General features: G+C 66.8%; 18 protein-coding genes. 6 read left to right on the top strand and 12 right to left on the bottom strand.

Features of this window, described 5'->3' with window-relative positions:
• Positions 1-29: 29 nt before the first annotated feature.
• Complete coding sequence (locus GGQ80_RS03785) at positions 30-302, top strand: acyl carrier protein (RefSeq protein WP_183982568.1); 273 nt, start codon at positions 30-32, stop codon at positions 300-302.
• A gap of 101 nt (positions 303-403) precedes the next feature.
• On the opposite strand, the gene trxB is transcribed toward GGQ80_RS03785, so the two are convergent.
• Positions 404-1,372, bottom strand: coding sequence for a thioredoxin-disulfide reductase (trxB, locus tag GGQ80_RS03790; protein WP_183982569.1), 969 nt, complete (start codon positions 1,370-1,372; stop codon positions 404-406).
• A 72-nt stretch (positions 1,373-1,444) separates the two neighbouring features.
• Positions 1,445-1,687: a hypothetical protein gene (locus tag GGQ80_RS03795; RefSeq protein ID WP_183982570.1), complete on the bottom strand. Its 243-nt coding sequence runs from the start codon at positions 1,685-1,687 to the stop codon at positions 1,445-1,447.
• Between the two features lie 367 nt (positions 1,688-2,054).
• On the opposite strand from GGQ80_RS03795, the gene GGQ80_RS03800 reads away from it, so the two are divergent.
• Entirely contained in the window at positions 2,055-2,921 is an 867-nt protein-coding gene (locus tag GGQ80_RS03800; RefSeq protein ID WP_183982571.1) for a helix-turn-helix domain-containing protein, read from the top strand.
• Between the two features lie 231 nt (positions 2,922-3,152).
• Here the strand turns inward: GGQ80_RS03800 and GGQ80_RS03805 are convergent, their stop codons facing one another.
• Positions 3,153-4,346, bottom strand: coding sequence for a tyrosine-type recombinase/integrase (locus GGQ80_RS03805; protein WP_183982572.1), 1,194 nt, complete (start codon positions 4,344-4,346; stop codon positions 3,153-3,155).
• 120 nt (positions 4,347-4,466) lie between these two features.
• Here GGQ80_RS03805 and GGQ80_RS03810 point away from each other — a divergent pair, with 120 nt between their 5' ends.
• Together GGQ80_RS03810 and GGQ80_RS03815 are read left to right on the top strand one after the other, a co-directional pair.
• The gene (locus GGQ80_RS03810; RefSeq protein WP_183982573.1) at positions 4,467-4,652 is read left to right on the top strand and encodes a hypothetical protein; all 186 of its coding nucleotides are present in this window, start codon (positions 4,467-4,469) and stop codon (positions 4,650-4,652) included.
• A gap of 3 nt (positions 4,653-4,655) precedes the next feature.
• Positions 4,656-5,285, top strand: coding sequence for an SOS response-associated peptidase family protein (locus GGQ80_RS03815; protein WP_183982574.1), 630 nt, complete (start codon positions 4,656-4,658; stop codon positions 5,283-5,285).
• 64 nt (positions 5,286-5,349) lie between these two features.
• On the opposite strand, the gene GGQ80_RS03820 is transcribed toward GGQ80_RS03815, so the two are convergent.
• Both GGQ80_RS03820 and GGQ80_RS03825 read right to left on the bottom strand, forming a co-directional pair.
• Positions 5,350-5,634 (bottom strand): hypothetical protein, encoded by a 285-nt coding sequence (locus tag GGQ80_RS03820; protein ID WP_183982575.1) that lies wholly within the window; start codon positions 5,632-5,634, stop codon positions 5,350-5,352.
• The gene (locus GGQ80_RS03825; RefSeq protein WP_183982576.1) at positions 5,634-6,476 is read right to left on the bottom strand and encodes a hypothetical protein; all 843 of its coding nucleotides are present in this window, start codon (positions 6,474-6,476) and stop codon (positions 5,634-5,636) included. The genes GGQ80_RS03820 and GGQ80_RS03825 overlap by 1 nt, the downstream gene beginning before the upstream one ends.
• Positions 6,477-7,092: 616 nt before the next feature.
• Here GGQ80_RS03825 and GGQ80_RS03830 point away from each other — a divergent pair.
• Both GGQ80_RS03830 and GGQ80_RS03835 read left to right on the top strand, forming a co-directional pair.
• Entirely contained in the window at positions 7,093-7,416 is a 324-nt protein-coding gene (locus tag GGQ80_RS03830) for a hypothetical protein (protein WP_183982577.1), read from the top strand.
• 297 nt (positions 7,417-7,713) lie between these two features.
• Positions 7,714-8,196 (top strand): helix-turn-helix transcriptional regulator, encoded by a 483-nt coding sequence (locus GGQ80_RS03835; protein ID WP_183982578.1) that lies wholly within the window; start codon positions 7,714-7,716, stop codon positions 8,194-8,196.
• A gap of 961 nt (positions 8,197-9,157) precedes the next feature.
• On the opposite strand, the gene GGQ80_RS03840 is transcribed toward GGQ80_RS03835, so the two are convergent.
• The 7 genes from GGQ80_RS03840 to GGQ80_RS03870 form a co-directional block, all read right to left on the bottom strand.
• Positions 9,158-9,571, bottom strand: coding sequence for a hypothetical protein (locus tag GGQ80_RS03840; protein ID WP_183982579.1), 414 nt, complete (start codon positions 9,569-9,571; stop codon positions 9,158-9,160).
• Complete coding sequence (locus GGQ80_RS03845) at positions 9,571-9,951, bottom strand: hypothetical protein (protein WP_183982580.1); 381 nt, start codon at positions 9,949-9,951, stop codon at positions 9,571-9,573. Before GGQ80_RS03845 ends, GGQ80_RS03840 begins: the two co-directional genes overlap by 1 nt.
• A gap of 118 nt (positions 9,952-10,069) precedes the next feature.
• On the bottom strand, positions 10,070-10,432 hold the full coding sequence (locus GGQ80_RS03850) for a tlde1 domain-containing protein (RefSeq protein ID WP_183982581.1): 363 nt from the start codon (positions 10,430-10,432) through the stop codon (positions 10,070-10,072).
• Between the two features lie 153 nt (positions 10,433-10,585).
• Positions 10,586-10,846 carry a hypothetical protein gene (locus tag GGQ80_RS03855; protein WP_183982582.1) on the bottom strand — a complete coding sequence of 87 codons (261 nt, stop codon included), beginning with the start codon at positions 10,844-10,846 and terminating at the stop codon, positions 10,586-10,588.
• On the bottom strand, positions 10,846-12,162 hold the full coding sequence (locus GGQ80_RS03860; protein WP_183982583.1) for an SGNH/GDSL hydrolase family protein: 1,317 nt from the start codon (positions 12,160-12,162) through the stop codon (positions 10,846-10,848). Before GGQ80_RS03860 ends, GGQ80_RS03855 begins: the two co-directional genes overlap by 1 nt.
• Before the next feature lies 1 nt (position 12,163).
• Positions 12,164-12,577 (bottom strand): hypothetical protein, encoded by a 414-nt coding sequence (locus GGQ80_RS03865; protein ID WP_183982584.1) that lies wholly within the window; start codon positions 12,575-12,577, stop codon positions 12,164-12,166.
• Entirely contained in the window at positions 12,574-12,891 is a 318-nt protein-coding gene (locus GGQ80_RS03870; protein WP_183982585.1) for a hypothetical protein, read from the bottom strand. Before GGQ80_RS03870 ends, GGQ80_RS03865 begins: the two co-directional genes overlap by 4 nt.
• Between the last annotated feature and the right edge of the window lie 5 nt (positions 12,892-12,896).

The following is a 12,896-nucleotide window of genomic DNA, read 5'->3' on the forward strand; positions in this document are numbered from 1 at the left end:
GGCCTTCGCAACGATCGACGAGCTGCCGCTTGCTCCCCGAAACCTACCCCCAGGTCGCCACCACCGTCCGCGCCGTGCTGCGCGACACGCTCGGCCTCTCCGCCACCCGCGCCGACGCGCTGGACGACGACACCCCGCTGTTCGGCGCGATGCCCGAGATGGACTCGATGGCGGTCGCCGGTGTCCTGACCGAGATCGAGGATCGCCTCGGCATCCTGATCGAGGACGACGAGGTCGACGGCGAGATGCTCGAAACCTTCGGCGCGCTGGTCACCTTCTGCGCCGCGAAGACGCTGAGCTAGTTCCCCGAAAACCGTCACGCTGAACTTGTTTCAGCATCTCCTCACGACGGCGCGATACGGCAAGAGATCCTGAACCGAGTTCAGGATGACGGTGCCGTGGCCTACTCCGCCGCCTCGGCCATCTCTTGGAACTCCATCTCCGCCAGGAAGCGCTCGGCATCCAGCGCCGCCATGCAGCCCGTCCCTGCCGCCGTCACCGCCTGGCGATACACCTTGTCCTGAACGTCGCCGCACGCGAAGACGCCCGGCACGCTGGTGCGGGTCGAGCCGATCTCGACGCTGACATAGCCGTCGTCGTCGAGCGCGAGATGCCCGCGGAACAGCTCGGTCGCCGGATGGTGCCCGATCGCGACGAAGCCGCCATCGACGTCGATCCGCGAATGCTCGCCGGTGACGGTATCCTCCAGCTCCAGCGCGACGAGACCCGCGTTGCCGCCGCCGTCGACGAACTCGCGCACTTCCTTGTTCCACAGCACCGTAATGCCCGGATGCGCGAACAGCCGCTCCTGCAGGATGCGCTCGGCGCGCAGCGAATCGCGGCGGTGGATCAGCGTCACGTCGTCGCTGTGGTTAGTCAGGTACAGCGCCTCCTCGACCGCGGTATTGCCGCCGCCGATCACCGCCACCTTCTTGCCGCGATAGAAGAATCCGTCGCACGTCGCGCAGGCGCTGACGCCCTTACCCTTCATCGCGTCCTCGCTTTCGAGGCCCAGCCACTTCGCCTGCGCCCCGGTCGCGATCACCAGCACATCGCCGAGATACGTGTCGCCGCCATCGCCGACCAGCCGGAACGGCCGCTGCGTCAGGTCGACCTCGGTGATCGTGTCCCACATCATGGTGGTGCCGACGTGCTCGGCCTGTTTCTGCATCTGCTCCATCAGCCAGGGGCCCTGGATGACGTCGGCGAAGCCCGGGTAATTCTCGACGTCGGTCGTCGTCGTCAGCTGGCCGCCGGGCTGGATGCCCTGGACGACGATCGGCTTCATCCCCGCGCGCGCGCCATAGATCGCGGCGGACAGCCCCGCCGGCCCCGAACCGAGGACGAGCATGCGGGTGTGATGGGTGGTCATGGCAACGGCAACCTTCGTGGGAGTCGGCAGCCGATCTAGGATAGATGAGGCGGAATTTGAACCGTCAGCCGATCAGCCCAGATGCCAGATGTTCGCACCCCAGGCGCGCGTCGTCGCGGCGTCGTCGTTCAGGCGATTGACCGCGGCGCGCCAGTAATAGCTGTTCCAGATTGTCGCATCGACCATCGCGAACGCGAGCACCGCCGCGATCGTCGGCGCCACGATATTGCGCGATCGCGCGCGATACCTCCGCCGCTCACCCTGACGCCGCTCGGGCCCCGTGTAATTGGGATCGATCGCCTGCCGGCGTTCCATCAACCGTCGCTCGTCACCCCAATGGTAATCCATCACGATCTCTCGCCCATGCAAGAGAACCGGCTAGCAGCCAGGGTGTTAACGAGTGGTATAGAGGGGATGTCCGCACGCCGGCGTACCGCCGCGGCGAAGGATGGTAGCGGAGGAATGCTACACCCGACATCATCCGGTCAAGACACTTAAGGTTTGACGACTTGGGCCGCTGCGCGCGGCCCGCCTTCGACATCGTTAGCGAGGATCCGCGCTCCGCCGTAAGCGCGGCTCGCCTGCTCAACAGCACCGTCATCACGCCAGCGCGCGACTGAGACCTGTGTCTCGGCCGGCGCTTTTGTGCGCCCATCGACCTTCCCGCCCGGGGGCCGAAACGATGTCGTTTACCCATTCGACCGAGGCAAAGAATGCCCGGCTCGCGAAGCAGCTCCAAAAGAAGCTCGCCGCCCATTTCACCGGCCGCAAGCGCGGCCCCAACCCCGAGGTTCGTCGGGACAGCTACGATCACGAGGATCCGCGCGCGAAGCCGTGGCGCAGGATCGAGGATGGCTCGGTCGGCGCCGGCCTGGCGCACCGCGAGGCGCTGATCCAGGCAGCCGAGGAGCTGTACCGCGAGCAGTGGCGCGACATGCCGCTGCGCGAAATACGCGAGGCGCGGGCGCAGCGCGCGGCGCTGGCCGACGAGCTGGAGGGCCTGGTCGCCGGCGGCGCCGCGCCGATCGGCCGGCCGGCGACGCTGCGCCAGGCTATCGCCAGGCTCGACGCCTTCCTCGATCGCGCACGGGCTCGGCTGCGGCGCACCGACCTGACGGTGTTGCGCGGGCTGCTGCGACACCTCGAGTTCGCGACCGGCCGGCTGTTCCCCTCGATCGAGACGATCGCGGCCGAGGCGGGGTGCCACCGCAACAGCGTCGTCGCGGCGCTCAGGCGACTGAAGGCGCACGGCTTCGTCGCCTGGGTGCGCCGGTCGATCGCGACGGGCAACGACGGCGCCTTCGCGCCCCAGCGCGAGCAGACGTCGAACGCCTATTACTTCGACCACCAGCGCCGGATGGCCTCGCGCACCTTCCAGCGCTTCAAGCAGCTGCTCGTGGCCAAGCTGCGGCGGCTGGGCCGCGTGCCGGCCACGGTGAGGCCGGACGGGCCGCGGACCCCGGCCGATCCCGGCCTGGTCGATGTGCTCTCCCGTTTGGGGGAGGCCATCGAGGCGCGCGCCGCCCTCGCCGCCAACGCGAGTACATAGAATGTGCTCTATCCGCCCTCAGGATCGAAGGAATAAGGAACGGTCTCGCTGAACGCGAGACCGGCGTGAGTTTGTTCTCCCCCCACGCCGCACCGACGGCCCCCGTCCTCACCCGACAGCCAAGACCCGGCTGTCGGAACGTGGCGGCTTGCGCCGCCCCGGGCTGCCTGAGGGGGGAGTGGCGGCGGATTGCGGTCCCCTCCCCGTCGGCGGCGCGCACGCGGCGACGGATCACGGCGCGGTCAGGATCTCGCCCCACGCCTCGAAAAGGCGACGCCGGGCGGCGAGCTGCTCCGACCGGTTGTACGCGGCCTCGACCTTGTCCTTCGCCGCGTGCGCCAGCGCGCGGTCGATCGTCGCGCGCTCGGCCGGGAACCGCTCGTTGAGGATCGTCGAGAAGCTCGCCCGCCAGCCGTGGGGCACGTGCCGGCCGGCGAAGCCCGCGCGATCGTAGAGCGCGCCGATCGCCGCCTCGCCGATCGGTGCGTCGTCGTCGCGGCCGGGAAAGATGTGCATCGTGGGAATGCAGGTCCGTGACGCCCGCGCCTCGCGCAGGACCGCGACCGCCGCCGGCGAGAGCGGCACCAGGTGGTCGTTGTCGGCACTGAGCTTCTTCGCCGCGCCGAGCTTCATGTGCGCCGCCGGCACCCTCCAGAGCGGCGCCGGGCCGTCGAGCTCCTCGATCTCGAGCCACCGGGCGTGGCGGACCGCCGCCAGGCGCACCGCGGTCAGCGCGAGGAAGCGCGACGCCAGCGTCACCGCCTGCGCCGCGTCGAGCTGGTCGACCGCGGCGAGCAGCCGCCGCACCTCGGCGGGATCGACGATCGCGGGGTGGCCGCGCTGTGGCGCAGGCGGCTGGAGCGCCTTGCCGATCACCGCGGCCGGGTCGGCGTCGATCAGCCCCTCGCCCATCGCGAAGACGAACACCGCCGAGATCCGCTGGCGAACCCGCCGCGCGGTTTCGAAGCAGCCGCGCTGCTCGACCCGGCGCAGCGCATTGAGCACCACCGGCGCGGTGATCGCGGCGATCGGCATCGCGCCGATGACGGGGAAGATGTCGCGCTCGAGGCTGGCGAGGACGTCGGCCGCGTGGACCGCGCTCCACCGGCCCGCCATCAGCGCGTGCCAGCGCCGGGCGGTCGCTGCGAAGTCGCGCGTCGGCGCCGCCTCGCGGAAGCGGGCGCGCGGATCCTCGCCGCGGTCGAGCAGCGCGCGGGCGCGGGCGCCGCTCGCCCGCGCCTCGTCGATCGACACGTCGGGCCAGGCGCCGATCGTCAGCAGCTGCTCGCGACCGCCGAAGCGAAAGCGCAGCCGCCACGACTTGTGGCCGCTCGGAGCGACGAACAGGTGGAGGCCGGCGCCGTCGGTCAGCTTGTAGCCGGCGGCGCGCGGCCGCGCGCGGCGCACGTCGTTGATCGTGAGCATCGTTTCATCCGATGGTGGGAGGGAGGGTTCGCGCCGACGGTCGCGGCCGGCGGATCAGCGCGCGCCGCGACGTTGACCCAGGTTTCTTGTCTGCTGCAGCGATCGCTCTAGGCTGGGCCGATGGACGAGCCTCTTGCCCTTGCGATCATCCACCTTCGCCGGTTCCGCGCGACGTTCAACGCGGGCGAGCTGGTCGACGAGGAGAGCGGCCTTACCGCCGACGACTTCGACCGGATCTTCGAGGCGCTGCGCGTGCCGCTCGATCCGGCGGCGATCGCCACGCCGGCCGGCGACGACGCCGGCTGAGCGGTGTGCAACCGCGCCCGCCTTGCCGCTGAACCGGAGACGCTGTTCGAGCGGTTCGGCGGTAGGTGGCTGACCGACAGGCCGCGCGACAACCGCTTCAACCCTGTCGAACTGCGCCCCGAGGAGCGCGCCTACGTCGTGCGCGAGGAGGAAGGGCGACGGGGCGTCGACGTGATGGGCTGGGACGTCCTGGGTGGCCAAGCCAAGTGGGCGATGACCAACGTCCGCAACCTGGCATTGCCGCAGTGGACCCGGCTCGCCGAGCGGCCTGAAAACCGCTGCCTCGTCCCGCTGACCGAGTTCTGCGAATTCACACCCGAGCGCCACGACCTCGGCGACGGCAAAAAGCCGCTGAAGGGCGAGATGTGGTTCAGCGTGGTCGACCAGCCGGTCTTCGCCGTCGCCGGCTTCTGGCAGCGCACCGTCGCGGGCAACGGCTTCGCGATGGTCACCTGCGACGCCAACGAGCTGGTCGAGCCGATCCACCCCAAGGCGATGATCACGATCCTGCACCCCGACGACTGGTCTACCTGGCTGACGGGATCGTTCGACGAGGTGCGGCGACTGCAGTGTCCCTACCCGGCCGACCAGATGACGGTGCGCGGGCCGGTGTTTCCGACGCGGGGGCGGTGATCGGCACGTTGGCCACTAGGAACACCCTGCCCTAGTTCCGGGCCGCCTCAATTTCCGTCCGCGATCAGGCTTTCCGAAAGGCTGCTACCGCAACACCAGCTGGGAAACCTTGGACCAGCGCCTTGCCCCTGAAAAGAGCTTCGCTACCACCGGGACCGACCGCCGCTCCCGTCGGATCGACCCACAAGACGAACGATGAATCTGCGACTGTGCCGTCGTCGAAACTAACGATCGTTGCTGCGTCTTTCACCGCGATCGCCTTAGCCTCGTAACCGACAGCCTCTGTGTTCCTGATCTCTCGCTCCAGGCCGAACATTGTTAGCCGCTTGTTGAAAGGAATATCGGGCATCAGATCGTACTCCCCCACGGCTCGGCTTTCGCTGCAGCAATGATTGCATCGAGCTCCTTGTTTGAGCAAATGTCACTTACGAGCCTGTCTCGGATACGCTGCAGGACGTCCGCGGGGGTTCCAGTGACGTCTTTAACGCCGGCGATAGTCGCCAAACCGTCCAACTCAGTCCGCTTGTTCGCGGAAGCCAGACCTTTCGCGAAACGAAAAATCCGACTGTTTCCCGCGACGCGATCCTCCCCGGTCGAGCAGGCCTCCTTCGCGAGATTGTACGTCTTTTCTGCCTCGCTGCGTGTGCTCGAGGCAGCCGCTACCACCTCTCCGACCGCTACATCGATAGACGGCGTTATCTCAAGATCGCTGAGGTCGCTGAAGGCAGTCTGAAGTGGGTAATCCGCTGCCGACTTTTTAAGATTCTCTGCAATCCGAGTCTTTACCTTTAGGCGCGCGGTATCCATCGCTGCGACGATCGCTGGCAAGGTTTTCTCGAAGTAAAGGTTTTTGTCGACCGCAAACTTGGTGCCTGCAAACAACGCTGCCGCAGCAGACAGCCGGCTTGCGATCATCTTCTTCGCAATAGCAGCACCGGTCGTTAGACCAAGCACTGCAACATCAAAGCCAAAAGAGGATCCCCTGCCTTCGGACGAAAGCTGCGCTCGAAAGTCTGCGTAACGCGCATCAATTGCGCCCATGTTCGTCTGAACGACCATGTCACGATACTGACGCTGGTCCATCCCACCGCGCTCCGCGTCCTCATCCATAAAAATTGGGATGGTAGTCGCGGGACTGTATTGAGCAGCAAGCGCTACCGCGGTCTTCGTCGGAATGACCCGCTCAGGCACGCCTCGTACAGTTGCACAGCTGGCAAGCGGGACTGCCAACATGGCCAAGCATGCAGATAAAGGTTCCGACCGCATCCCCGATCCCCCGAGTCGCTTCCAGAACAGAGGACCACGCCAGCGGAAACTTAACAACCCAATTTTTTTGATTTGCCTGAAGCTGTGAAGACATCCGCAACTGGAGCACTGAAGAGCTGCAAATCGACAGACACTCGCCGCGTAATAAGCGACACCCGTTCGCCTGGTCAGTAATGTGCGATTGGCTCTATCAAGTTACCCCGCTGGCGGACACGGCGAGCCGGAGACACCCTCCGCCCTGGTCGAGCGAAAGGCGCAGATTTGCGTCGATCGGAGGAACGTCGGCCGGGGTTGATACCCCGACCGATACCCTCATCCGCTTGAGATAATCAGGTCGCGCGCGGCGGTCGCCTTGCTGCTGACGCGATAGCTGACGTCGACTTCCGTCTGGTTAAAGCGGGTGAAGACCGCGCGGATCTCCGGCATGCGCTGAACAACAGCGCGAAGCAGCTGCTGTTAAACAACATTATTTTTGGGAGCCGCGCTCGCCCGTCCGCGTCGCCGCCTCGCGAATTCGTTCTCATTGCGTTCTCAAGCGGTGATGGGTTATCGGCCGATTCGCACCATCGCTCAGGCGCATGAGCACGGCCTCTACGTCGAGGTGACGTGCGCGCGTTGCGGCCGGCGCGCGCTCTTCGATCCCTCTGGCTTCGTCCTGCTGCGCGGCATCTACCAGGCCGATGCCGAGATCGCGGGCTTTCGCTTCCGGTGCGCCGGCGGCGTCGGCGAGAAACCCGGCTGCGGCGGCAAGGGCGCCCGCATCCGCTTCGTCAGCTACCCCCCTGCCCAGCCCCGCGCGCCGAACCCCAAGCCGATCACGCCGACCGACGCCGGCGTACCCGCAGCGGTCGACCCCGCGGCTTGAGCGGCGGCTCACGATCGCGAGCGAAGGCGGCTGATCCATAAGGCTCGCGGATAAAATACGGCATTATGTCGTTTTTTGCTTGCGCGACACGGCGTATTACCGTATTTCAGTCTCACCGGGCCGGATCGTCCGGCCCGGATATTCCGGAGGCTGAAATGATCAACTGGATCATGAAGCGACTGAAAATCCGGATCAAGCTGAGGTTCCACCTCTCAGTGAAGATCGGGTGAGTTACCGGGGCGGGCTTCCAACCCCCGCCCCACCTCACACAGGCAAGAAAACGAGGCCGGAAGAAAGATGGACGCCGACGAATTGAAACGGCGGCGCAACGCGCTCGGTCTGACGCAAGCGGCGTTTGCCGAGCGCCTGGGCGTCCACCGCGACACGATCAACGCACTTGAGCGCAGCGCCCGGCCGATCACCGAACAGATGGCGCTGGCGATCGCCGCGCTCCGGCCGATGCCGCTCGATGCGAAACCCAAGTCCGAAAACGACCTCGAGCGGGTCATCGAGACCGCACTCATCGACGCCGGCATCCGCTACGTCGGCGACCGCGACGGGCAAAACCCTTCGGCGCTGGACTTCCGGCTGCTCGACTTCGATGTCGAGATCGAGGTGAAGCGTTTCTACACCGCCCGCACCGGCGAGCAGATGGCGCGGGCCAGTAACGTCATCGCCGTCCAGGGCGAGAAAGCGGTGCGCTTCTTGGCCGCGGCGATCCGCTCGGGCGACTTCCTAGACTTGGCGGCCGCACATCCGCGACCAGCCACCACGCGTTGATTGCGATATGCTGGTAGGACCAGGGAGCAGCCGATTCTGAACGGCTTCGACCTTTCAGCGTTACGCTATCTTATCGTTCACGTGCCCTATGTGCAGACACCCCTGCTGCGCTATCCATCACAACTCGACGGATGAAGGTACTATGTGACATTGAGTAGATTTAACGCATCACGTAGCCCTTTGGAATTGTTATAGGTTCACCACGCCGACGATCTACCCTGCCACATATCGTCGTATTGAAATCTTTTGCTGGACTCTGTGCAAGCAAGGTGCATAGTTGAATGACGTTTGCAACGGGAGTAGTGCAATGAGAAAGATTCTCCGCTGTGTCACCGCATGTATTGTGCTCGTCAGTGCGCAGTCAGCAACATCGCAGACCGCTCAAACGTGCGCACGGGCGGCTTGGCAACGCTATAATCTAGCACTGGCTAACGGAGCGACAGAAGAGGAGGCGATTGACGCCGGAGAAGAGGCTCGCCGCAATTGCGCGAGCGGTGGCCAGGGTGGTGGTGGCGGTGGCAGTGGCGACTTGAATTATGGAACATTTTGCCATCCTGGCGACTATGAGTGCCGAGCGCCTTTGCCACCTTGCAACGATCCGAAATACACAAAGGCCTGCGAGCCCGGCTGACGCCTGACAAGGTTCCTTCGAATAGATTGATATTACCTGCTTACGGCGGCACTTGAAGGCTAATGGCCTTCATAGTTTCTGCCTATGGCTATAATTTAGATAACAAGCTCGGCCGTCGCCGATTTATCTCGGCGGCGGCCGTGGTGTGTACGATGACTGATATTCATCAACTGCACCGTTCGTAGCCGAAATTTATTGATCCCCTAGCTGTCGATGCCGCGAACGAAGTACAATGTGTCCGCCGCCAACCGCCGCCGCGCATCGCACTTCGCGAGGTCCTCGCGTGCGTCGCGGATCGTTCCCTCAGTATCGGCCGCGGTCGCGGAGCCGTCAGCCTGGCGACGCGCCGGCGTCGGCTGGCACGCGATCATCGTTGCCGTCGGCGGCGTCAGGAAACGGAAAGAGGGATCGATCGAGCAGGTCGATCCCATGCAGGCGCTCAGCGCCAAGGCAGCGGGCAGCGCCCTCAGGTGTCGAAGCAAAGCGTTCCACCGTCGAATGCGAGTTGAGGATGATCGGCTTCAGCGCCGCGGCCCGTTCGGCGTAGGCGCCGATCGCCGCCGCGACACGACGCTCGCCGGCGATCGCCAGCTCGGCAGCCTTGGCCTGAGCCACGAGCTGGCGATCGCGGCCGTCGACCCGCTCCGCCAGCCGACCACGCTCCTCACAGGCGGCGCCGTAGACAAAGACGAGGAAGGCGGTGAGCGCGAAACCTCCCGCGCCCACCAGCAGCTTCCCCCACATCAGCCGATCGCCGCGGTGGTCGTCTTGCGCAGGACGAGGTTGATCAGCGCGACGGCGCCCATCACCCCGGCGACGACGCCGGCCTGGTCGAGATCGGCGGGCAGGCAGCCAAAGAAGGCGAGCACCGCGAAAACGGCGGCAACCACCTGGGTGACGATCGTCTTAGACTGGTACCATTCGATCACGCCGTCGTCGCCGGTGTGGAAGCGCGCGACCAGCGTCACCGCGTTGAGGACGAGCAGGCCGGTCGCGACGATCGCCGCCTGCGTGGCCTGATTAATCGACGCCGGCAGGACGCCGATGGCGGCGAGGGCCGCGCAGGCGAGCGCGACGAGCTGGGCAAGGCCGGTCCTGGTCTTGAGAAGCGCGAGAAAGTCCATGGGGATCTCCGAAGGACGCAGCGCCGCCGACCCGGCGTGAATGCGTCGGGGGTTTCAGGTCGGTGAAAGGTGGAGCGGCCGGATTCGACGAGGCGGCCCCATCGTGAAAAGTCGGCGGCTACGCGACGACGTCGAGCAGCCGGTCGCCCGAGCGCCAGATCTTCTCGCGCAGCGCGCGCGGCAGGATGATGCAGCCTTGGCTGGCGGTGCCGGGGTTGGCGATGCTGTCGCCGTGGATGCGGAACGCCGATCGGCCACGGGTGTCGGTGCCGGGCTCCGGCTCGACCACGATCGTGAAGGGACCGGTGTTGGCGCTGTCCTTCACGTCGGTCAGGCGCCAGCGTCCGCGCGGGATCGGCCCGACGCCCTTCGCATCCTGCATCGCCGGGTTGTTCCTGCCGCGGCCCTTGCCCGCATAGCCCTTGCCGACGAAGACGCCGTCACGCGTCATCTCGCCGGCGGATTGGTCCCACCTCAGCATCGTTCTTTCTCCCGGAGGCGCGCCGTCTCGGCCGCGCGGATCGTCAGCGCTGGCGGTTGCTGCGCTGGTGCCAGCGCCAGGCGCTGACGATGTCGTGGGCGGGCACGATGCACGCGATCAGCGCGCCGGCCGCCATCAGAATGACGCCGCCGGTCACTGGCCCGCCTTACGCGAGCGCTCGAGCAGCAGGTCGAGCTTGCCGTCGATCCGCGCCATCCGGACCTGGAGATCCTGCATCTGTCGATCGCGCTCGTCGACGCGCATCTTCAGCTCGGCGATGTCGCGTGCGTTGATCGCGACCTGGCTCAGCGTCCCGCCGCACGCGTAGATGATGCCGGCGATCGTGACGATCAGTGCGATCGTCGGCGTAAAGTCCCGCCACGACGGCGCGCGGGGTTCGCCCGCAGTCGCCATCAAAGCCTCGGCAGCTTGGCAGCGATCGCCTGCGCGGTACGCATCGCGAGGTAGCCATGCCCGGCGTCGGTCGGGTGCGTCGGGTCGGCGCCGTCGGCGCCGCCGGTCACCCAGTCGGCGTTGCCGTCGCCCTTAGTCGAGCCCGTCCGCCCGGTGCCCGTCACCCAGGCTTCGGCCAGGTTGTCGATGAAGACGACGTTGTTCGGATACAGCGCCGCCGCCGCCTTCTTGCCGTCGCGCGCCGCCAGCCGGTTGGCGTTCGGCGTCCCCGGCGTCATCGGCCCGGTCATGAAGATCAGCACATTGGGCAGCGCGCCGATCACCGCGTCGAGCCAGGCCGACACCGCCGCCTGCATCGTCGCCGCGCTGCCGCCGATCAGGTTCTCGTCGTTGATCCCGCCCATCTCGACGATGACGTCGGGCGCGCGCGCGATCACGTCGGCCTGGACGCGCTGGATGAAGGTGTTGCGCTGACCGCTGGCGTTGGCGACGAAGCCGGTGGCGCCGACGCCCGAGTTGATGCACCCCGGCTGGCCCAGCAGCAGCGCGATCTGCGACCCCACGCCGGGATACAGCGCCGCCGCGGTCGATCCGGTGCCGCCGACGAAGCTGTCGCCGTGAACGATGACGTTCAGGCCGTCGATCGGCGGCGCCGCGCACGGCGGATAGATCGCGGCCGACTTGACCCCGCCGAACTTGAACTGCGGCAGGCCCTCGATCTCGTAGACGCGCATCCGCCGGTTCGCCGCCGAGCCGTCGCCCCAGGTCAGCCGGATGAAGCTGCTCGCGCCGTTCGTCGCCGCATTCATGCCGAGCGAGCCCGTCTGGACATACTGGCCGTCGACACGCAGGCGAAAGCCTTGTGCATTGGCCTGGCCGGGCGCGTAGAAGCAAATCTCCAGGTCGGGCGCGGCCGACTGAAACCGCACGAGGCCGCCGGTGCCGTCGAACTTGTTGGCGCCCGTCCCGCCCGCCGTGCCGTCGCCATTGGTGACGGCATCGGGGATCGCCAGGCTGTATTGCGGATAGGTGGCGTTCACCGGCCGCCAGGTGCCGCGCATCAGCGTGAACTTGTCGAGATCGGTGGCGACGCCGGCGCTGTACGGCGCGAACAGCGTGCCGGTGATCGCCGAGGTGCCGGTCGGCGCGCCGATCGTCGGCGGCGCGGTCATTACCGGGGGCAGCGACAGCCCGGTGCGGCTGATCGAGCGACCCAGCCGGTTGAACAGCGAGGCGCGGACGGTTCGGCTGCGCGCCGTCGGGTCACCGCCGGCGGCCTCGATGTCGGCCGACGTCATTGCACTGGGATTGGGCATGTCATGCTCTCCGAAGAAGGATGCGCCCGTCGACCGGGCTGAGAAGCGCCCTGCCGTCGATCGGCGAAAGCAGGGTGTCGGGGGGCGGCGCGATCGTGACCGGCGCCGATCGCGCCGAGGTCGTGCCGGCACTGTTCGTCGCGGTGTTCTCGAACTCGTAGGATTTGGCGAGTTCGCCGGCCGAGAAGGTCGCCGTCGTCGCCACCGCCGTCGACGTGCCCGCCAGCAGCCAGGCGACAGCGCCGATCGGCGCCGTTGCAGTCCCGTTGACGCCGGTCAGCACCTCGCCGAGTTGCGGGGAGCCGCCGTGGCGGATCGTGGGGATGGTCAGGAACCTGGGCGCCGTCGCCTCGCCCTGGGGCAGGACGACCAGCTCGAACGTCCACCGATCGCGCAGCGTAAGCCTGGTCGTCATTGCGTTACGTCCTCGACGATCTGGATCCGCTGGGTGTCGGTCGACGTGCGTTCGTCGCCTTCGTCGAGCTGCACGTCCCACGCCGCAGCGCCAATCGCCCATCCGCCGAGGCTGGCGCGCAGCCGCTGGGCGGCGCCACCGCCTAAGGTCGCGGGCGTCACGGCGAAGCTGTGGACGATGCCGTCAGCGTCGCGCGCGTCGCTGGTGACGACGATGCCAAGCGCACTCAGATCGACCACATCGCCGGTGACGGCGTCGCGCACGACGAGATAGGCAAGCAGGGTGTCGCCCTGCTTGCGGACAAGATCCGCCAAGGTGG

This window comes from Sphingomonas jinjuensis, from assembly GCF_014197105.1.
Taxonomy (GTDB): domain Bacteria; phylum Pseudomonadota; class Alphaproteobacteria; order Sphingomonadales; family Sphingomonadaceae; genus Sphingomonas; species Sphingomonas jinjuensis.